The following is a 20,274-nucleotide window of genomic DNA, read 5'->3' as shown; positions in this document are numbered from 1 at the left end:
CAGCTTTTCAAATTTACAATTTTGTCTGGAAACCATAGCATTGTGGTCCCACCTGATCCCATCCCGAACTCAGAAGTGAAACGCAATCGCGCCGATGGTAGTGTGGGGTCTCCCCATGTGAGAGTAGGTCATTTCCAGGCGCCTAATTTGGGCTTAGCCCAAAGGAGCGGTAGTTCAGTTGGTTAGAATACCGGCCTGTCACGCCGGGGGTCGCGGGTTCGAGTCCCGTCCGCTCCGCCAACATTAAGAGGAAAGCCCTAGCAGCAATGCTAGGGCTTTTTCGTTTGTTCTCGTTTGTTCTCGTTTGTTCTCGTTTGTTCTCGTTTGTTCTCGTTTGTTTTCGTTTGGCATCGTGGGTTATTTTGTTTTAGTAGGAGAAAGCTGCTGCAATTAAAGGAGAGGCATTTCAGTTGGTTAGACTCTTACAGGAAGCGGCCTGTTTCGCGTGCCGAAGGCACACGGGCCAATGCCGGACCGTCGGTCCCGTCCTCCCCGGCTCGTTTCACTTCGCGCGCATGAGCACATCGCTTCGCGATATGCGCCCACCAACATTAAGATGAAAGCCCTAGCAGTAATGCTAGGGCTTTTTTCGATTTGGCCTTTTCCAATTTCTTTTGATTAACCCTCTCTTTCCTTAAGGTGTTTCAGCCTTAGTCATTGCGACGCTATCGAGCGCCAATCGGCATTTGTTGCTCGTAATAGTGGCCGAGATCGCCGGTGTGCCTTTACCTAGAACCGAGAATCTGTAAAGCGGGCATAACGCCACCTTGTATGAATATCGAACATGCTGCCTTGCTCCCTATTGCTATTGCCCCCGGCCTTACCTACCTTATGGCCAAGTGAAATGTCTTAGTTTCAAGGGATGGATATGAAAATAGAAATGATCTGCACTGGTGAAGAGGTGTTATCCGGACAGATAGTCGATACCAATGCGGCATGGGCAGCAAATGCCTTGATGGATCACGGCATAGAGATGCAGCAGCGGATCACGGTAGGCGATAGATTGGATGATCTGGTCGAGGTGTTTCGGCAACGCAGCGAGCACGCCGATGTCATTCTGGTGAATGGCGGACTGGGCCCAACCAGTGACGATATATCTTCCGAGGCGATGGCAATGGCCAAGGGTGAACCTTTAGTTGAGTGTACGCTGTGGCGGGAGCGCATCGAAGAATGGTTTACGCGTAACGGTCGACACATGCCCGAGAGCAACCTGAAACAGGCGATGTTACCCGCATCGGCCATCATGGTGGATAACCCTGTCGGCACGGCTTGTGGTTTTCGTGTCAAACTCAATCGTGCCTGGCTCTTCTTTACGCCTGGGGTACCCTTCGAATTTAAGAAGATGGTGACCGAGCAGTTTATCCCATTTGTGGAGCAGATCGCCGATAGCCACGTCGAAGTCGAGGTGCAGAAACTACTGACAATAGGTCAGGGAGAATCGGCACTGGCGGATAAGCTCGAGGGCATGCCGCTTCCTGAGGGGATGACCTTAGGGTATCGTTCCTTCATGCCCTATATCGAGATTAAGCTGTTCGCTCGAGGGGTAGAGGCTATCGCCGAGTTAGATAGGGTAAAAGATGACGTGTTTGCGCGTTTGGGCGATGCCGTGGTGGGGCATAACGTGACCTCTCTGGCACAGGTGATCCACAACGGGCTGCTATCTTCCGGTAAGCGTTTGAGTATTGCCGAGTCCTGTACCGGCGGCATGATTGCCAACAACCTTGTGGCCTTTGCCGGCAGCTCCCAATATCTGGATCAGGGACTAGTGACCTATAGCAACGAATCCAAGGTGCGGGTGCTAGGGGTTAAGCCTGCAACCCTGGACGATCACGGCGCTGTATCTATTGCTACGGTTGAGGAGATGGCCAAGGGCGCCAGAGGCCTGCTAGACAGCGACTATGCACTGGCGACCAGTGGTATTGCTGGGCCCGAAGGTGGCAGCGAGGCGAAGCCAGTAGGGACGGTTGCGATTGCCCTGGCGACCCGGCAAGGCGTGTATAGCCAGATGCTTAAGTTTCCCGCGCGTTCTCGGGAGCTGGTGAGACAGCTGAGCACGGCGGTTGCGCTGGATATGCTAAGGCGTGAGCTGCAAGAGTCGCCGGTATTGGTGGACTATTCCTCTTATCCGAGATTTGCGAGATAGTTAAATAGGCATGAAGGCGCCTAGCGTTACGGCACCTAGCGTTAAGGTGTTAACGTAAAGCGCCTATAACAGAGAGGCTTGAGGCAGTATTAATCCTTAAAGATGAGGTTAATTTTACCCGGGACGACCTGGATGCGTTTGGTCATCTCGGCGACAAGCGCCTGATTACCCTCCTGGGTATCGAGTACATACACAGGTTGGGTCTCAAGAAAATGGGTGATGAAGCCCATGAGCTGCGGGCTCACCTGGCCTATGGCCTGTTCGAGATCTTTTGGATTAGAGTTCAGGCTCATCAACGCTAGGTCTCTCAGATAGAGGCTGTGCTGCTCGGCATCATACCAAGGCTTGGCTTCGAACTCGGCTGTCATGGTGGCATCGAGAGGCATCAATGGGTTGGCCACCTTAATTAGACTGCTCGCTGTGATCGCCATGGTATCAGCCTTGTGACCAAGCTTGACCTTCACATCGTTGATCTTCATCTCTATGCCGAAGAAGCGATTGCCCTCTTTGACTTCAAAATGCATCTCATCGTTGAGGTAGCTGCTGAGCTGGCGCTCGCTGATGCTGTATTGACTGACACAGGCAGTCAAACTCAGCATCAGCAGGCCTATTAGGGCTAAGTTTCTCATTAACCCGTGTTTCTCATGCCCGCCGCGACGCCGGCGATGGTGAGCATCAGTGCCAATTCGACATTATTCGAGCCGGCCTGCTCCTTACGGGTACGTGCCAAGAGTTCGGCCTGGAGGAAGTTGAGCGGGTCGATATAGGGGTTGCGTAACTCGACCGACTCACGGTTCCACGGGGTATGCGACATGAGCGCATCGGACTGCGTCAGCTCCAATACCACCTTAATGCCTGTCGCCATCCGGGAGCGTAACGCCTCACCCAGGTGATGTAGTTCTTTTGGTACCAGACAGGTCTCATAGTATTTAGCCAGGTTGGGTTCTGCCTTGGCGTAAACCATCTCTAGCATGGAGATACGTGTCTCGAAGAAGGGCCACTGCTGCTCCATCTCCCTTAGTAGGGGGAGTTCGCCGCGGTCGGCCGCCTGTTGCAGCGCCTCGCCGGCTCCCAGCCAGGCGGGGAGCATCAAGCGGTTTTGCGACCAGGCGAAGATCCAGGGGATAGCGCGCAGGCTCTCGATACCGCCATCCACCCGGCGCTTGGCGGGGCGACTGCCCAGCGGTAGCTTGCCTAGCTCGACCTCTGGTGTAGCCGCGCGGAAGTAGGCAACAAAGTCGGGCTCTTCTCGCACTATGGCACGGTAGGCGCTGACCGAGTCACTGGCGAGTCGCTCCATCGCCTCGCGCCATTCAGGCTTAGGCTCTGGTGGTGGCAACAGGGTGGCCTCCATCACGGCAGAGGTATAGAGCGCCAAACTCTGCACCGCCAGCTTAGGCAGGCCAAACTTGAAGCGGATCATCTCCCCTTGCTCTGTGACACGGATACGGCCATCCACCGAACCCGGTGGCTGTGACAAAATTGCCTTGTGAGCGGGTCCGCCGCCACGGCCTATGGTGCCGCCACGACCATGGAACAGGGTTAGTTTGATGTCGGCTTGGTTGCATACCTTAACCAGTTTTTCCTGCGCGCTGTATTGTGCCCAGGCGGCGGCCATGACCCCGGCGTCTTTGGCCGAGTCGGAGTAACCTATCATCACCTCCTGGCTGCCCTTGCAGTAGCCGCGGTACCAGTCGATGTCGAATAGCGCCGAGATGCAGGTGGCGGCGTTGTTGAGATCGTCTAAGGTCTCAAACAGTGGTACCACGCGCATTGGGTGCTGGCATCCCGCCTCTTTTAAGAGCAGGAGTACCGTGAGTACGTCCGACGGCTGGCTCGCCATGGAGATAATATAGGAGCCAAGGGCCTTAGGCGATTGGCTGGCGATCAACCTGACCGTGCTGATCACCTCGGCAACTTCGGCACTCGGCGCCCAGTTGTGGGGGATCAGCGGGCGCTTGCCGCTCAGTTCCCGCAGCAGGAAGGCTTGTTTCTCATGTTCGTCCCAGTGGTCGAAGTCACCCAGGCCCAGGTAACGGGTCAGTTCTGCGATGACGTCGCTGTGACGCTGGGCATCCTGACGGATATCCAGACGCAGCATATGGATGCCGAAGCAGGCCAGGCGGCGCAGCATATCCAGTAGCAGGCCGTTGGCAATCAGGCTCATACCCGAATCGGTCAGGCTGCGGTAGAGCAGGCTCAAGGGCTGCTTGAGATCGTCTTCGTGCCAGATCAGGGTGTCGAGATCTACCTCTGGCGAGTGTCCCTCTAGACGGGCATTTAAGTAGTCTATGGTGTCGCGTAGTTTCTGTCTCAGCTCGCGTAGCACCACGCGATACGGCTCATGGCTGTTGTCGGTAAGGGCCAGCAGTTCCTCGTTGGCTTCCTCCATCGACAGCTCGTTGACCAGTAAGACCACATCCTTCAGATAGAGGCGCGCAGCCGTGTGGCGGTTACGATCCAGCACTTCCTGGGTGACCTTGGCGGTAACGAACGGGTTGCCGTCACGGTCGCCGCCCATCCAGCTGGAGAAGCGGATAGGGGCGATGTCGCTGGGGAGCTGCTTGCCGGTGCGCTCTTCGACCTGTTCGTTGAGCTGACGCAGAAAATCGGGGATGGCTTGCCAGAGCGAGGCCTCTATGGTGCTGAGTCCCCAACGTGCCTCGTCGACCGGGGTCGGGCGCTCGTGGCGTATCTCGTTGGTGTGCCAGATCTGGGCGATAAGCTGTCTGAGTCTGAGATGATTCTGTTTCTTCTCGCGCTCGGTGAGCTGTGGGTTTTCCAGGGTGGCGAGACAATCGACCACGGCGGAGTATTTCTGAATCAGGGTACGACGCGAGATCTCTGTTGGATGCGCGGTGAGTACCAAGTCGATATCCAGTGTCTGCAGGCACTCGAGCATCTTGTCTTGATCTATGCGTCCGTTGAGCATACGTCCGAGAAGCTGAACCACGGGATCCGGCACACATACCAGCTCGTCACAGTTACGGCTGATGGTATGGAACTGCTCGGCGATATTGGCCAAGTTGAGAAATTGGTTGAAGGCCTTGGCAAAGGGAACCAACTCTTCGTCGGGTAGGGCCGCCAATAGGGTAAGCATCTGTTCCCTGGCGGTATCGTTGCCTTGGCGTGAGCTCTTGGCCAGGTGTCTGATCTGTTCAATCTTGTCTAAAAAGGGCTCGTCCATGTGTGTGCGAATGGTATCGCCTAATATTTGGCCTAATGTGCCCACATTGGATCGCAGCGACGCGTACATATCTGTCATAAATGCTCCATACCCACGAGTTAATCAATCACCTTACCTAGGCTATCAGGTTTAGGTCAATACAGCATATCTTCATATCGTATGCTTATGTGTTCTATATCACCCTGCGTGAATTTTTTAAGTGATCCTATGAGGTTTTGATGCAGGCGTGGTACATCAACTGCTTGAGTAAGTCGACGGTTTTGTTGATATAGGCGGTGTCCAGGTACTCGTCCGGCTGGTGTGCCTGTTCTATGCTGCCTGGCCCCCAGACCAAGGTTTGACACCCAAGTTGCTGAATATAGGGCGCCTCGGTAGCGTAGTTGACCACCTCGGGAGCCTGGTTCGACAGCTCGGCGACCAGCTGGGACCATTGGGCATCGGCCTGCCCCGCGAAAGGTTGCGAACCGGGATAGAGCTGGCTAATGCTGATGGCTCCCGGGTAGCGCTGGCTCAGATCGGCGAGATACTGGGTCAGTAGCTGTTCCAGCGCCTCTAACGGCAGACCAGGTAGCGGACGAATATCCAGGTGCAGATCGCAGCAGCCACAGATACGGTTGGCGGCATCCCCGCCATGAATATGGCCGAAATTCATGGTGGGATAGGGCACGCTAAAGGCCTCTTCGCGGTAATGTTCGGCCAGATGTTGCTTCAGCTTAAGGAGTTGGCCGATCACCTGATGCATGATCTCTATGGCGTTGAGCCCCTTGGCGGGATCCGAGGAGTGACCGCTACGACCCGTGATGCGAATGCCCTGTGCCAGATGGCCTTTATGCATATAGACGGGCTTAAGGCCCGTGGGCTCGCCGATCAAAGCGTATTCGGGGGCGATCGCCTTAGACTGGGCGAAGGCCTTGGCACCATTCATCGTGGTTTCTTCATCGGCGCTGGCGAGTATGTAGAGCGGCCGGATAAAGTCCTGTGTCGGCATCTGGCGTACGGCCTCGATAACCAGGGCGAAGAAGCCCTTCATGTCGCAGGTGCCCAGCCCATACCAGCGATCATCTTTCTCCGTCAGGGTAAAGGGATCCTGGCTCCAGCGCCCCTCGTCGAAGGGCACAGTATCTGTATGCCCTGCCAGTAATAGTCCACCTTGCCCCTGGCCGATTTTGGCCAGCAAGTTGTATTTGCCTCTTGTGTTGGGGACGGCCAGCATCTGGCAGTCGAAGCCGAGATCGGCTAACCATTGACTGAGCAGACTCACCACATTTTGGTTACTCATGTCGAGTTCTGCTTCCAGGGCGCTGATGGATGGGGTGGCGATCAGCTCGCGAAAGGATTGCTTGATGTCGGGAAAGGTTTTCATCATTTGATTCAATTTACCAATTTAATTAAAAAATATCTATTCAATAATGTTGCATAGTTATTTTGTTGTGTTAGTCTATCAAACAGCTAAAGCGAGCGCCATTATTAAAGGCTTAACTTAGAGATAAAAAATGAACAATTTCTTCTTACTTTTTGCATATAAGGTTAGCTGTAATCACTTCCTGCGACGATAATCTTGTCATATTGGTATCTATACCAGGGCTTAAGTCGTGCCCCTCTCTTTTTTACCGTTAATACAATATAGAAGTCATAAAGTATGAAAAGCATAGCGATAATTGGCGCCAGTGGTTACACAGGTGCTCAGGTTACTTCACTGATTCAGGCCGATGAGCAGCTTAAGATTCAAGGGCTCTATGTCTCTGAAAACAGTCTGGATAAAGGTAAAACATTAGCCAGCCTGTATCCGGTTTATAGTCATATCGATCTCTGTTTAGCCCCGCTGACGGAGCAGGCCAAGCAGGCCATAGTCGAGCAGGCCGATGCCGTGGTATTGGCTACAGATCATGGCGTGAGCCTGCATCTGGCAGCCTGGTTTTATCAGGCGGGTCTGGCGGTGTTCGATCTAAGCGGTGCCTACCGTTTTGCCGATAGTGAGCAATATCCCAAGTGGTACGGTTTCGAGCATCTTTATCCTGAGGTGTTGGCTCAGGCTGTCTATGGGCTGGCAGAGTGGAATGCCGAGGCAATCGCCGCCAGCAAGATGATTGCGGTGCCTGGTTGTTATCCCACCGCCTCGCTAACGGCGTTAAAACCCCTGAAAGACTTGATGACAGATAGCCTGCCGGTGATCAATGCCGTCAGCGGTGTGACTGGTGCAGGCAGAAAGGCCCAGCTACATACGAGTTTCTGTGAGGTGAGCCTGACGCCCTATGGTGTCTTAGGCCACAGACATCAACCCGAGATAGCCACTCACCTGGGACAGGAGGTGATCTTTACGCCTCACCTGGGCAATTTTAAGCGCGGCATCCTGGCCACCATCACGGTGCAGATGAAGCCTGGTGTGAGCGAAGCCGATATTGCCAAGGCCTATGAGGTGTATGAGTCGGCACCCTTGGTGAATGTGCACCATAATCAATTTCCTAAGGTTGATGATGTGGTGCATACCCCCAACTGCCTGCTGGGATGGAAGTACGATCCCCTCAATGGTTATCTAGTGGTGGCGAGTGCCATCGACAATCTGATGAAAGGTGCGGCCAGTCAGGCGCACCAATGCATAAAGATTCATTTTAATTGTTAATATTGTCACCTGTGAGAGAGAAGTAGCTATGTCGGCAAACAAGAAAACCTTAGTGCTTAAAGTGGGTGGCGCCCTGATGCAGTGTGAGATGGGGCTGTCACGCCTGATGGCAAGCGCGGCGAACATCATCAAGTCGGGGCAATCAGTCATTCTGGTGCATGGCGGCGGCTGCTTGGTGGACGAACAGCTCAAGGCCAATGGCATGGAGACGGTAAAGCTAGATGGCCTGCGCGTTACGCCCGAAGAGCAGGTACCCATTGTGGTCGGCGCGCTGGCGGGCACCTCTAATAAAATTCTTCAGGCCAGTGCGGTCGAGGCGGGTATCACCTGTGTGGGCATGAGCCTGTGCGACGGTGCCATAGTGAATGCGGCGATCAAAGACGAACAGCTCGGCTTCGTGGGTGAAGTGTCGCCCAATGACCCGACTTACCTGAACTTCCTATTGGCCCAGGGCTGGATGCCGATTGTCAGTTCGATCGCCGTGGATGACGCGGGCAATCTGCTTAACGTCAATGCCGATCAGGCCGCGACTGTGATCGCCAAGCTGGTGGAGGGGCAACTGGTGCTGTTGTCCGATGTTAGCGGTGTGCTCGACGGCAAGGGACAGCTGATCAAGACCCTGGATAAGGCCCATGCCGATGAGTTGACCAAGCTAGGCGTCATCGAGAAGGGAATGAAGGTCAAGGTCGAGGCGGCATTAGAAGTTGCCCAGTGGATGGGGCAGCCGGTACAGGTCGCCTCCTGGCGTGACGCGGAGCAACTGAGCGCGCTGGAGAAGGGCGAGTCTATCGGCACTCAGGTCATGCCACATTAATTAAACGGAACATGAGAACAGGTTTCATCTAGGAGTAGATATATGAATCACCTACTATCGATAAAAGAGCTTAATCAGCAGCAGTTGATCGACTTACTCGCCTTGGCGAAGACGATCAAGGCCAACCCAGAAGACTATCGCAAGGCACTCGACGGTAAGAGTGTGGTGATGTTATTCGAGAAGCCATCGCTGCGTACTCGCGTGAGCTTCGATATCGGTATTAACAAGCTAGGTGGTCATTGTCTCTACCTGGATCAGCAAAACGGTGCCCTGGGCAAGCGTGAGCCGGTATCCGATTTTGCCGCCAACATCTCCTGCTGGGCCGATGCAATCGTGGCGAGAACCTTTGCACATTCGACCATAGAAGAGCTAGCCGAGCATGGCAGTGTGCCTGTGATCAATGCGCTGTCCGACATGTACCATCCCTGTCAGGGGCTGGCCGACTTCCTGACCCTGGCCGAGCAGTTCGATGACGTCAGCAAGGTTAAGCTGGCCTATGTCGGTGACGGCAATAACGTGACCCACTCGCTCATGTATGGTGCGGCGCTGTTAGGTGCCAAGATGACGGTGATCTGTCCCCAAGGCCACTTCCCCGACGGCCAGGTGGTGCTCGAGGCTCAAGCCATCGCCGAGGCCCATGGCGGCGAGTTGGTATTGAGCTCGGATGTCGAGGCGATTGCAGGCCATGATGCCATCTATACTGATACTTGGATCTCCATGGGAGACAACGCCAGTCTAGACGAGATCAAAGCCAAATTTGCTCCTTATCATGTCGATAGCGACATGATGAATAAGGCGGGAGCTAAATTCTTTATGCACTGCCTGCCTGCTTATCGTGGTGTCGAGGTGGCTGCCGAGGTGGTCGATGGGACCGGCTCACTGATCTTGCAACAGGCAGAGAACCGCATGCATGCGCAAAATGCCGTATTAGTGACCCTACTGAGTTAATGAATCTTCCCAATAGCGATTGGGCCAACGAATTGAGTATTTAGGAAAACAAAATGTCTAGCGAAAACAACAAAGCATCGGTGAAAAAAGTGGTACTGGCCTACTCAGGTGGTCTGGATACATCGGCGATCATTCCTTGGTTAAAAGAGACCTACGACAATTGTGAGATCGTGGCTTTCTGTGCCGACGTGGGGCAGGGCGAGGCCGAGCTTGAGGGGCTACATGAGAAGGCGATCGCCTCGGGTGCATCCGAATGTCATATCGTTGATTTGAAAGAGGAGCTGGTGGCCGATTATATCTATCCCACCATAGCCACAGGCGCCATCTACGAAGGCACCTATCTGCTGGGTACCTCTATGGCGCGACCAATTATTGCTAAGGCTCAGGTAGAAGTTGCCCGCAAGGTGGGCGCCGACGCCGTATGTCATGGTTGTACCGGTAAGGGTAACGACCAGGTGCGCTTCGAGGGCTGTTTCGCCGCCCTGGCACCGGATCTTACCGTGATCGCCCCGTGGCGTGAGTGGAGCATGGTGAGCCGTGAAGATCTGCTGGATTATCTGGCGGAGCGCAACATCAAGACCACAGCATCGGCCACTAAGATCTATAGCCGTGACGCCAACGCCTGGCACATATCCCACGAAGGTGGCGAGCTGGAAGATCCATGGAACGAGCCGAGCAAAGAGGTGTGGACCATGACGGTCGCGCCGGAAGATGCTCCCGATGAGCCAGAGTATGTGTCGGTGGAGATGGAAGCGGGTCGTATCACTAAGGTGAACGGCGAGGCGCTGACACCTTACGGCGCCTTGATGGCGCTCAACGAGATTGCTGGCGCCCACGGCGTGGGACGTATCGACATCACCGAAAACCGTCTGGTGGGCATGAAGTCCCGTGGCTGCTACGAAACCCCGGGCGGCACAGTGATGTTTGCCGCACTAAGGGCGATCGAAGAATTGGTACTGGACAAGACCAGCCGCGAATGGCGTGAGCAGGTTGGTGCCAAGATGGCGCACCTGGTCTATGACGGTCGTTGGTTCACGCCTCTGTGTGAATCCCTACTGGGCGCCTCCAAGCCGCTGGCAGATCTATTGAATGGTGAAGTTGTGCTGAAGCTGTATAAGGGTCAGGCACAGGCGGTGAAGAAACGTTCACCTAATAGCTTGTATTCTGAAGAGTTTGCGACTTTTGGTGAAGACGAAGTCTATAACCAGAAAGATGCGGAAGGCTTCATTCGTCTCTATTCTCTGGCGAGCCGCATCCGGGCGCTTAACGTTAAGTAGAGTCGACTAGGTTATAAGGGGCGGCGAACGCCCCTTCATTTTTAGAACAGGTTTTAGAGCAGATTTTAGAGGATACAGAGATGGCATTATGGGGCGGAAGATTTAGCCAAGAGAGCAGCGCACTGTTTAAACTTTTCAATGACTCCCTGCCGGTCGACTATCGTCTGGTGGAAGAGGATATTGTCGGTTCCATTGCCTGGGCCGATGCCATCACGGGCGCGGGTATTCTCACTCAGGAGGAGTGCCAGGCGCTCAAACAAGCGCTACAAGCGTTGCTGGCCGAGGTGAAGGATCAGCCTGAGACCATATTGGCCTCGGGCGCCGAAGATATTCATAGCTTCGTCGAGCAGGCCTTGATCGCCAAGGTGGGCGATCTGGGTAAGAAGTTGCATACCGGCCGTTCGCGTAACGATCAGGTGGCGACCGATTTGAAACTCTGGTGTAAGAAGGAAGGCCAGGCGCTGCTTGAACTGCTAACGCAACTGAAAGGGGCGCTGTTGTCACTGGCCAGTCGTGAGCTGGATGCCGTGATGCCGGGTTACACCCATCTGCAGCGGGCGCAGCCTGTGGCCTTCGGTCACTGGTGTCTGGCCTATGTGGAGATGTTTGAGCGTGATATCAGCCGTCTGCAAGACTGTTTGCAACGTCTCGATACCTGTCCGCTCGGCACCGGCGCGCTGGCCGGTACCGCTTATCCCATGGACAGACATGCGCTAGCCAAGTCTTTGGGATTTGCCTCGCCAACCCTTAATAGCTTAGATACTGTGTCTGACCGTGACCATGTGGTCGAATTATGTTCCGATGCCGCCATCAGCATGATGCACCTGAGCCGCATGGCAGAAGATCTCATCTTCTTCAACAGTGGCGAGGCGGGCTTTATCGAGCTGGACGATCAGGTCACCTCGGGCTCTTCGCTCATGCCACAGAAGAAAAACCCAGATGCACTCGAGCTGATCCGTGGCAAGACGGGCCGGGTCTATGGCAGCCTGATGGGCACACTGACCACCATGAAGGCCCTGCCACTCGCCTATAACAAGGATATGCAGGAAGACAAAGAGGGTCTGTTTGACGTAATGGACAGCTGGTCTATCTGTTTGGAGATGGCTGCGCTAGTGCTCTCTGGCCTAAAGGTCAACAGAGAGAATACCCTATTGGCGGCGCAGCAGGGCTATGCCAATGCAACCGAGCTGGCTGATTATCTGGTGGCCAAAGGCATGCCCTTTAGAGAGGCGCATCATGTGGTGGGTGAGGTGGTAGTCGAGGCGATTGCCCAGAAGAAGCCTATCGAAGAGTTCGAGCTGGCTAGCCTGCAGGCGTTCGCCGCTGTCATTGAGGAAGATGTATATCAATGTCTGACGATCGACTCTTGCCTGGCAAAACGTGAGGCCTTGGGCGGCACGTCACTGACTCAGGTGAAGGCGGCGTTAGCGGCTAAGGCCTAAAAAGATAATATCTGCCTAATCAATTGATTAAAAAACCTGCAGCCGCAGGTTTTTTTACATCTAAAGTTTTATCCGCTTCAAAAAATTGGCGCTATGAATCCACTGAAAAATGGCTTAAAGCTAGTGAAATTCACTGGGCTGGTGGCGAGTGGCACCAGCCCAATTGACGGTTATTGGAAGAGATCTTCCACCGAATCGTCGATAAAGATATCGTCCTGAGTCTGAGCCTCGGTCGCAAATTCCTTAGGCTCGGTTCCCTGGATGAAATATTCGAACTTGGTGGTGTAGTCTGTCTTACGGCTTAATTTACCCGTAGCCAGGTCGATACGGGCCGACACTATACCTTCAGGTGGTGGTGAAGGCAGTTCGGGCGTGCCCTGGAGGGCATTTTTCATAAACTCGTTCCAACCTGGGCCGGCTGTCTTGGCACCGGCTTCGGCACCCGAGATCTGATCTTTCGCGCCGTTGGTGTTCCATGCGGTGCGGCCCAGTTCGATGCTGTGATCATCGAAGCCCACCCATACTGTGGTGGCCAGCGCCGGCGAAAAACCACTGAACCAGGTATCTTTCGATTCGTTGGTGGTACCTGTCTTACCGGCGATATCGCGGCGGTTGACGACGCGTGCGGCGCGCCAGGCGGTGCCGTTCCAGCCCGTGCCTTTACTCCAATCGCCGCCGCCCCAGATAACACTCTTGAGCGCTTCGGTGATCAAGAAGGCGGTCTGTTTGCTGATGATCTGCGGCGCATGGCGAGCCGTGCTCGGACAGCTAGGATCTTCAGAAGCTATCTCCTGGCTGGCGATCTCCTGACTAGTGTCCTCTTGGCTTGGTAGCTCCTGTGCCATGGCGGCAAACGGATCGTCCGCTGGAAGGCTCTGTGGTTCGACTAGCTCGGGTGTACAGGCTAGGGTTGGGTTGGCTTCTTCTATCGTCTGATCGTAGGCATTATCGATATGGTCGATAAAGTAAGGCTCTACCCGGTAACCGCCGTTAGCAAAAACCGAGAAGGCGGTGACTACCTGTAGCGGCGTGACCGAAGGTGACCCCAGGGCCAGAGATTCGTTTTGCGGCAGATCTTCGCGGTCGAAACCGAATTTCACCAGGGTATCGATGGCGCTTTCCAGCCCCGTATAGCGCATGGCGCGTACCGACATGACGTTGATCGATTGTGCCAGTCCCACCCTCAGACGTGTCGGCCCCGTATACTTATCGGGGGAGTTCTTAGGACGCCACGCCGTGCCCTGACGAATATCGGCATTGTTGATGGGAGCGTTGTTGATGAGCGTTGCCAGGGTATAACCTTTTTCCAGTGCACCTGTATAGATGAAGGGCTTGATGTTGGAACCTAGCTGACGTTTGGCCTGAGTAACGCGGTTGTACTGGCTGGTGTGGAAGCTATAGCCACCGACCAGGGTCTTGATGGCGCCATCCTTAGGATCCAGTGAGACGATGGCGCTGGCCACCTCGGGGATCTGAGACAACTGCCAGATGTTACCATTATTGCGGATCCAGACCTGTTCACCGGCCTTGAGGATCTCGCCTGCTGTCTTGGGGGCTTTGCCTTGGCGCTTGTTGCTGATGAATTTACGTGCCCACTTTAGTCCTTCCCACTCGAGGGTGAGGGTCTCACCCTTGGCGTTGATGACCTTGACACTCTGCTCGGCGACCTCGGTGACGGCGGCAGGCTCGAGTCCTTGGAAGCCTTTAGTCTGCTTAAGCTGTGCAACGATTTGGGTATCGTCTAGCTCGGTTGAGGCATCGGCCTCCCATAACACCTTGGTGGCGCCGCGATAGCCGTGGCGCTCGTCATAGGCGTAGACGTTATTGCGTAGTGCCTCCTGGGCTAACATCTGCAGGCGAGAATCGACCGTGGTGTAGACGTTGTAGCCGCCGGTATAGGCTTCCTCTTCACCGAGTGTATCAACCAGGTAGTCGCGGGCCATCTCTGAAATATAGGGGGCGTAAAGCTCTACCTCGGCGCCATGATACTGGGCGGTGATCGGAGCCCTTATCGCCTCTTGGTACTCGTCCTGAGTAATGTTCTCTTTCTCCAGCATACGGCTGAGTACCCAGTTACGGCGATTCATCGCTCGGGATGGGTTACGTATCGGGTTGGCCGCAGAAGGTGCCTGGGGCAGGCCGGCGATCATGGCCATCTCTGGCAGGGTGAGCTCGTGGAGTTCCTTACCATAGTAAACCTGAGCGGCAGCGCCGACACCATAGGCACGATTACCCAGGAAGGAACGGTTGAGATAGAGGGTTAAGATCTCTTTCTTGCTTAGGGCCTTCTCAATTTTGAGAGCCAGAAAAATCTCTTTGATCTTACGAATATAGGTCTTCTCTCTGGAGAGAAAGAAGCCGCGGGCAACCTGTTGGGTGATGGTACTCGCCCCTTGGCTCTTCTTACCCGTGGTGGCCAGAATCACGGCAGCACGTATGATGCCGATGGGATCGATACCCTTGTGTTCGAAGAAACGGGCATCTTCTGTATCGAGTACCGCATTAATCAATTGTTGCGGCACCTGCTCATATTCGACAGGAATGCGGCGTTTTTCGCCAAATTGTGAAATTAATTTGCCGTCCATGCTGTAAATTCGTAATGGAGTTTGCAATTTTACGGTTTTAAGAGTGGTAACATCGGGGAGGTCCGGCAGCACATAAAAATATGCTGCAGCAATTGCGCCTATTCCCAAAAGGGCTAGGCTGAACAGAGCGATGGTAATTCGTTTAAACCACTTCACCAGATAATTCCAATAAATTTAGCAGGCACAATAGTATATAAGGCGAGCAGCTATTGGTGAAGCAAAAATGGTTGTCAAAAAAATGGCAATTGTAAAAGTTACAAACATTTTGTACAAATATCTATAACGAGTTGATTTTGTGCTAATCTAATCCCTGAAACTATAACAAAAGTGACGATGGACTATGCTTTCAAATTTATGGAAGCGTCAGGCTCCGCAGATGGTTGGGATCGATATCGGTTCCCACGAGATAAAAGCAATACTGCTGAGTAAGACTGCTGATGGTTATAAAATTTTGAGTCACGCAGCGGTGCCCGTTAAAAAAGGCGCCGTTAATGATCATGAAATAAGAGATTCAGACGCGGTGTTGGAGTCCTTAAGATTGATCAAACGATCTTTGCCTAAGAGCGTAAAATATGCGGCAGCAGCGGTTTCGGGATCGGCTGTGATGACCAAGGTGATCTACATGGATGCCGCGCTCAGTGAAGAGGAGATGGAGACGCAGATCGAGATCGAAGCCGACAACCTTATCCCCTATTCACTCGATGAAGTCAGCATAGATTTTGAAACTCTCAATGTTAACAGTGCCGACCCCTCCAAGGTGGATGTGCTGCTTAGCGCGTGTCGTACCGAGAATATCGATGCCAGGGTCGATAGCTTGGACGACATCAATCTAGAAGCCAAAGTGATTGATGTTGAAGGATATGCCTTGGGACGCTCCTTCGAGTTAGTCGCCGCCCAGTTACCCGATGGTGCCGAAGACAAGGTGGTTGCGCTGGTGGATATCGGTGCGAACATGACAACTTTTGCCGTGGTGGAGAAGGGCGAAACGACCTTTATCCGCGAACAGGCTTTCGGTGGTGAGCAGTTTACCCAGTCCATCTTATCTTTCTACGGCATGTCTCATGAGCAAGCGGAGAAGGCCAAGCTCGAAGGCGATCTACCCCGCAATTATATGTTCGAGGTGCTCTCGCCCTTCCAGACGCAGTTGCTGCAACAGATCAAACGTACCTTGCAGATTTACTGCACTTCTAGTGGCAAGGACAAGGTCGAGCATATCGTCTTGTGCGGTGGAACCTCGAAGCTGGAAGGTATGGCTAATCTGCTCACCAACGAACTCGGTGTTCACACCATTATTGCCGACCCATTCTTGGGTTGTCTGCATGCGGACGAGCAAGTGAAGACGCAACTACAGCCCAATATTAATAAATACATGGTCGCGTGTGGATTAGCGCTGAGGAGTTACTCTCAATGGCGAACATAAACTTATTGCCCTGGCGCGAAGAAGCAAGAGAAAAACAAAAACGCGATTATTTGGGGATATTAGCAGCCGTATTTATCGGCGCAGCATTAGTCGTTTATTTAGCCTTAACCGTTATCGATATGATGCTCGAGGAGCAGAGAGGAAGAAATGCCTATCTGCAGGGCGAAATTCAGCTGTTAGAAAAACAAATTGCCGAAATTAAAAAGATTCGCGAGCGTAAGAAAGATATCGAGCGCCGTACCGAGATCATATTAAACCTACAACAGGCGCGAAATTTACCGACCCACGTATTGGATGAGTTGGTGCGTGTTGTGCCCCCAGGAATATACCTTTCCAGCATAGAAAAGAAGGGCAGTTTGTTGTGGATAGAAGGGCGTAGTGAGTCTAATAATAACGTCGCCAACATGATGCGTAAGATCAAGGCCTCTATGTGGTTACACGATCCTAATATGCAATCGATCGTCTCGCAGAATGATGAGATGCGCCAGTTACAGCGTTTTAGTTTAAGGGTCTCTATCGGTGAAGAAGATGCAGATGATGCCAAGACGACACAAGGAGCGAGCAAATGAAACTCGATCTGAGTGAATTCAATGATATCGATTTTGAGAACATTGGCGGTTGGCCGACCCAGGTTAAGGTCGTATTCGCCTCTTTCTTGGCCATCATCATCTTCGTGGCAGGATATTTCCTGTTTGTCTCTGATGCTATCGATGTCCTCAAAGGTGAGCAAGATAAAGAAATCACCTTACGAGATGATTTTAAAGCGAAATATCAATTGGCGGCTAATCTTAAGTTGTACCGAGAGCAGCTGGCGGTCATGGAAGTTCAGTTTGCTGAGCTATTGAAGATGTTGCCGTCGCAAAATGAGATGCCTGGCTTACTCGATGATTTAACCTTCGTTGCCACCGAATCGGGACTGGGGATTCAGAGCCTGGAGTGGCAAGAAGAGATACAGCGCGATTTCTATATCGAATTTCCTATCAGCATGTCGGTGACGGGTGATTATCATGAGATGGGGCATCTGGTCAGTGGTGTTGCTAAGTTGCCACGTATCGTGAGCCTGCATGATTTCGTCATAAAGCGAAGTGATAGCGGTGAACTTGCCATGGAAATCTTGGCTAAGACCTATCGTTTCAAGGAGGGAGCTCAGGTTCCTAAAGGCAAAGCGGCGAAGGGGGCGAAGAAATGAAGAAGCTACCTTTGCTAATTCTAGGCTTGATGCTAACGGGTTGTATGGGAGACCGCAGCGATCTTGAGCTGTTTGTGACCACCACTAAGGCTCAACATGTCGCGCGTGTGCCTCCCCTGAAAGAGCCTCCTAAGTTTGAACACTTTGCCTATCAGGCAGAGTTGATGCGCAGTCCCTTCGTACCACCTTCAAGAGAGTTGACCGAAGAGGTGGTCGACACGACTAAAGATTGTCTGCAGCCAGATCTGAAACGGCGCAAGGGGCGTCTAGAGACTTATGCCCTGGACAACTTAAAGATGCGTGGTACCTTGAGCGAAGATAAGAATATTTGGGCCTTGATCGAGACTAACGATGGTAGCGTTTATCGTCTAGGTGTTGGCGAATACGTAGGTTTGTATCACGGGCGAATTGCTAAAGTTACACAGCAAATGGTCGAAATAGTTGAATTAATTCCAGATGGGACAGGTTGCTGGGCTGAAAGAATGAGCAACATGGAACTGACTGGTGAATAACAAAGCGAAGGATGAGGGAATAATGGAATCTTCTGCCGCGAAAAGCGTTTTATTAAAAAAGTTGCCCCTGTTTAAAGTGGCCTTTGGCTTGGCTTTATTGTTGGGTGTGGCGCCGTATTCTTCTGCTGCGAACCGTCTGATTGATGTCAAATACCATTCAATTGTCGACCATCAGTTAGAGTTACAACTGGTCTTTGAGGAGGCTGTGAAGGAGCCTGAGATTAATCTCAATGCCTCTCCGGCACAGATCATTCTTGGGTTCGACGATAGCCTGTCTGGGCTGGAAAAAGATATCCTACCGATCAACAACGTTGGCGTTAAGTCCATGTCCACTCTGCAGGAAAGCGAGCAGCTTAAGGTGCTGGTGGATCTGGCTAAGGTCAAGGCCTATCAAGGTAAGGTGCTGGGTAATACCTATCGCCTGACCATTAACGATGAGGTCGCCAGTCGCAGTGACACGGCCACGAATCCTTTCGTTAACGGCATCAAGAACATAGATTTCCACCGTACAAGTGATGGTGGCGGTGAGTTGTTGGTTAAATTAAATAACTCGTCGGTTGCCGCCAATGTGCAGCAGGTCGGTGCCAAGTTAGAACTCAAACTTTACAACACTGACATAGGTTCAGATCTTCTCTATGTCATGGATGTTCAAGACTTTGCGACGCCGGTGAAGAGCTTTGAGACCTTTAAGGATGAGTTGACGGCACGTGTATTGGTGGATGTCTCGGGTCAGTACGAGTACAACTACAAGCAGGAAGGCAACCTATTCAGACTCAACGTGCGTAAGGCAGAGCGCGCCGCCGTCGTTAAGGAAGAGAAGAAGTATGAAGGTCGCTCGCTTTCTCTTAACTTCCAGAGCATCTCGGTACGTACTGTGTTGCAGATCATTGCCGATTATAACAACTTCAACCTGGTGACCAGTGATACGGTCGAAGGGGATATCACCCTGAGACTCGACGATGTGCCTTGGGACCAAGCCCTGGATCTGATTCTGCAGACTAAGGGACTGGATAAGCGCATCGAAGGCAATATCTTGATGGTGGCGCCAGCCGAAGAGATCGCTATTCGCGAGAGCCAAGAGCTGAAAAACCAGCAGGAAGTGAAAGAGCTCGCGCCGCTATACTCTGAATATCTACAGATCAACTATGCCAAGGCAACAGACATTGCCGAGTTACTTAAAGGGGAAGATGCCTCTCTGTTATCGGCTCGAGGCACGGTTGCGGTGGACGATAGAACCAATACCCTGTTGGTTAAAGATACCGAAGAGAGTCTGGAGAGTATTCATCGTCTGGTGGAAGTCTTGGATATCCCTATTCGTCAGGTGTTGATCGAATCTCGTATGGTTACCGTGAAGGATGATGTCTCTGAAGATCTCGGTATCAAGTGGGGCATTACCGATCAGCAGGGCAACAAGGGGACTTCCGGTAGCCTGGAAGGCGCGAACGATATTGCAAACGGTGTCGTGCCGGATATTGGCGACCGACTGAATGTTAACTTGCCTGCGGCCGTGGCGAACCCAACTAGTATCGCCTTCCATGTGGCCAAATTGGCCGATGGCACCCTGCTGGATCTTGAGCTGAGCGCCCTAGAGCAAGAAAGCAAGGGTGAGATTATCGCCAGCCCGCGCATTACCACCTCAAACCAGAAGGCGGCCTATATTGAGCAGGGTGTTGAGATCCCTTATGTCGAATCGGCTTCCAGTGGTGCTGCCACTGTGAAGTTTAAGAAGGCGGTATTGTCACTGCGCGTGACACCACAGATCACCCCTGATAATCGTGTGATCTTAGATCTTGAGATCACTCAGGACTCTCAGGGTAAGACGGTTGATACGCCACTGGGTCAAGCGGTGTCTATCGATACCCAGCGTATCGGTACCCAGGTGTTAGTGGATCACGGTGAGACCATTGTGCTCGGTGGTATCTACCAGCAACAATTGATCAATCGTGTCAGCAAGGTACCCGTACTCGGTGATATTCCGTTTTTGGGTTACCTTTTCAGAAACACCACAGATAAGAACGAGCGCCAAGAGCTGCTGATCTTCGTGACACCTAAGATTATCTCCGAACAGCTGTAGTTCGAAGCATATCTGAGATAAAGCCAGCGTTTCGACGCTGGCTTTTTAATGCCTGAGTATAAT

At 52.8% G+C, this 20,274-nt stretch carries 15 protein-coding genes, 1 tRNA gene and 1 rRNA gene; 13 read left to right on the top strand and 4 right to left on the bottom strand.

Going from position 1 to position 20,274, the window contains the following annotated elements:
• The first annotated feature begins 24 nt into the window (after positions 1 to 24).
• From rrf to L1D47_RS03660, 3 genes are all read left to right on the top strand, one after another.
• Positions 25 to 140 (top strand): 5S ribosomal RNA (gene rrf / locus L1D47_RS03670).
• A gap of 23 nt (positions 141 to 163) precedes the next feature.
• A tRNA-Asp gene (locus L1D47_RS03665) sits at positions 164 to 240 on the top strand.
• A 628-nt stretch (positions 241 to 868) separates the two neighbouring features.
• A complete protein-coding gene (locus L1D47_RS03660; RefSeq protein WP_239882608.1) occupies positions 869 to 2,143 on the top strand; it encodes a CinA family nicotinamide mononucleotide deamidase-related protein in 1,275 nt (424 codons plus the stop codon).
• Between the two features lie 89 nt (positions 2,144 to 2,232).
• On the opposite strand, the gene L1D47_RS03655 is transcribed toward L1D47_RS03660, so the two are convergent.
• The 3 genes from L1D47_RS03655 to argE all read right to left on the bottom strand — a co-directional run bounded on the left by L1D47_RS03655 (position 2,233) and on the right by argE (position 6,693).
• On the bottom strand, positions 2,233 to 2,772 hold the full coding sequence (locus L1D47_RS03655) for a DUF1439 domain-containing protein (protein ID WP_239882607.1): 540 nt from the start codon (positions 2,770 to 2,772) through the stop codon (positions 2,233 to 2,235).
• Positions 2,772 to 5,408, bottom strand: a complete 2,637-nt coding sequence (ppc, locus tag L1D47_RS03650) for a phosphoenolpyruvate carboxylase (RefSeq protein ID WP_239882606.1) — start codon at positions 5,406 to 5,408, stop codon at positions 2,772 to 2,774. Before ppc ends, L1D47_RS03655 begins: the two co-directional genes overlap by 1 nt.
• 127 nt (positions 5,409 to 5,535) lie before the next feature.
• A complete protein-coding gene (argE, locus tag L1D47_RS03645; RefSeq protein ID WP_239882613.1) occupies positions 5,536 to 6,693 on the bottom strand; it encodes an acetylornithine deacetylase in 1,158 nt (385 codons plus the stop codon).
• A 276-nt stretch (positions 6,694 to 6,969) separates the two neighbouring features.
• Here argE and argC point away from each other — a divergent pair, with 276 nt between their 5' ends.
• From argC to argH, 5 genes are all read left to right on the top strand, one after another.
• On the top strand, positions 6,970 to 7,950 hold the full coding sequence (gene argC / locus L1D47_RS03640) for an N-acetyl-gamma-glutamyl-phosphate reductase (protein WP_239882605.1): 981 nt from the start codon (positions 6,970 to 6,972) through the stop codon (positions 7,948 to 7,950).
• 28 nt (positions 7,951 to 7,978) lie between these two features.
• Positions 7,979 to 8,764, top strand: coding sequence for an acetylglutamate kinase (argB, locus tag L1D47_RS03635; RefSeq protein WP_239882604.1), 786 nt, complete (start codon positions 7,979 to 7,981; stop codon positions 8,762 to 8,764).
• A gap of 42 nt (positions 8,765 to 8,806) precedes the next feature.
• Positions 8,807 to 9,712 carry an ornithine carbamoyltransferase gene (locus L1D47_RS03630; protein ID WP_041511764.1) on the top strand — a complete coding sequence of 302 codons (906 nt, stop codon included), beginning with the start codon at positions 8,807 to 8,809 and terminating at the stop codon, positions 9,710 to 9,712.
• 53 nt (positions 9,713 to 9,765) lie between these two features.
• On the top strand, positions 9,766 to 10,989 hold the full coding sequence (locus L1D47_RS03625) for an argininosuccinate synthase (protein WP_041511765.1): 1,224 nt from the start codon (positions 9,766 to 9,768) through the stop codon (positions 10,987 to 10,989).
• A gap of 80 nt (positions 10,990 to 11,069) precedes the next feature.
• On the top strand, positions 11,070 to 12,431 hold the full coding sequence (gene argH / locus L1D47_RS03620; protein ID WP_239882603.1) for an argininosuccinate lyase: 1,362 nt from the start codon (positions 11,070 to 11,072) through the stop codon (positions 12,429 to 12,431).
• Between the two features lie 170 nt (positions 12,432 to 12,601).
• Here the strand turns inward: argH and L1D47_RS03615 are convergent, their stop codons facing one another.
• Entirely contained in the window at positions 12,602 to 15,172 is a 2,571-nt protein-coding gene (locus tag L1D47_RS03615; RefSeq protein ID WP_239882602.1) for a PBP1A family penicillin-binding protein, read from the bottom strand.
• Positions 15,173 to 15,356: 184 nt separating this feature from the next.
• Here L1D47_RS03615 and L1D47_RS03610 point away from each other — a divergent pair, with 184 nt between their 5' ends.
• From L1D47_RS03610 to L1D47_RS03590, 5 genes are read left to right on the top strand one after another with little or no spacing between them, the layout of a single operon-like run.
• Positions 15,357 to 16,436, top strand: a complete 1,080-nt coding sequence (locus L1D47_RS03610; RefSeq protein WP_239882601.1) for a pilus assembly protein PilM — start codon at positions 15,357 to 15,359, stop codon at positions 16,434 to 16,436.
• Complete coding sequence (locus tag L1D47_RS03605) at positions 16,424 to 17,005, top strand: PilN domain-containing protein (RefSeq protein WP_239882600.1); 582 nt, start codon at positions 16,424 to 16,426, stop codon at positions 17,003 to 17,005. The genes L1D47_RS03610 and L1D47_RS03605 overlap by 13 nt, the downstream gene beginning before the upstream one ends.
• The gene (locus tag L1D47_RS03600; RefSeq protein ID WP_239882599.1) at positions 17,002 to 17,625 is read left to right on the top strand and encodes a type 4a pilus biogenesis protein PilO; all 624 of its coding nucleotides are present in this window, start codon (positions 17,002 to 17,004) and stop codon (positions 17,623 to 17,625) included. The genes L1D47_RS03605 and L1D47_RS03600 overlap by 4 nt, the downstream gene beginning before the upstream one ends.
• Entirely contained in the window at positions 17,622 to 18,137 is a 516-nt protein-coding gene (locus tag L1D47_RS03595) for a pilus assembly protein PilP (protein WP_041511771.1), read from the top strand. The genes L1D47_RS03600 and L1D47_RS03595 overlap by 4 nt, the downstream gene beginning before the upstream one ends.
• A gap of 22 nt (positions 18,138 to 18,159) precedes the next feature.
• Positions 18,160 to 20,211: a type IV pilus secretin PilQ family protein gene (locus L1D47_RS03590; RefSeq protein ID WP_239882612.1), complete on the top strand. Its 2,052-nt coding sequence runs from the start codon at positions 18,160 to 18,162 to the stop codon at positions 20,209 to 20,211.
• Positions 20,212 to 20,274 lie beyond the last annotated feature (63 nt).

It is taken from the genome of Shewanella sp. Isolate7 (genome assembly GCF_022398425.1).
Taxonomy (GTDB): domain Bacteria; phylum Pseudomonadota; class Gammaproteobacteria; order Enterobacterales; family Shewanellaceae; genus Shewanella.
Note: the sequence above shows the minus strand (reverse complement) of the source record. Positions and strands in the feature narration are given on the sequence as shown.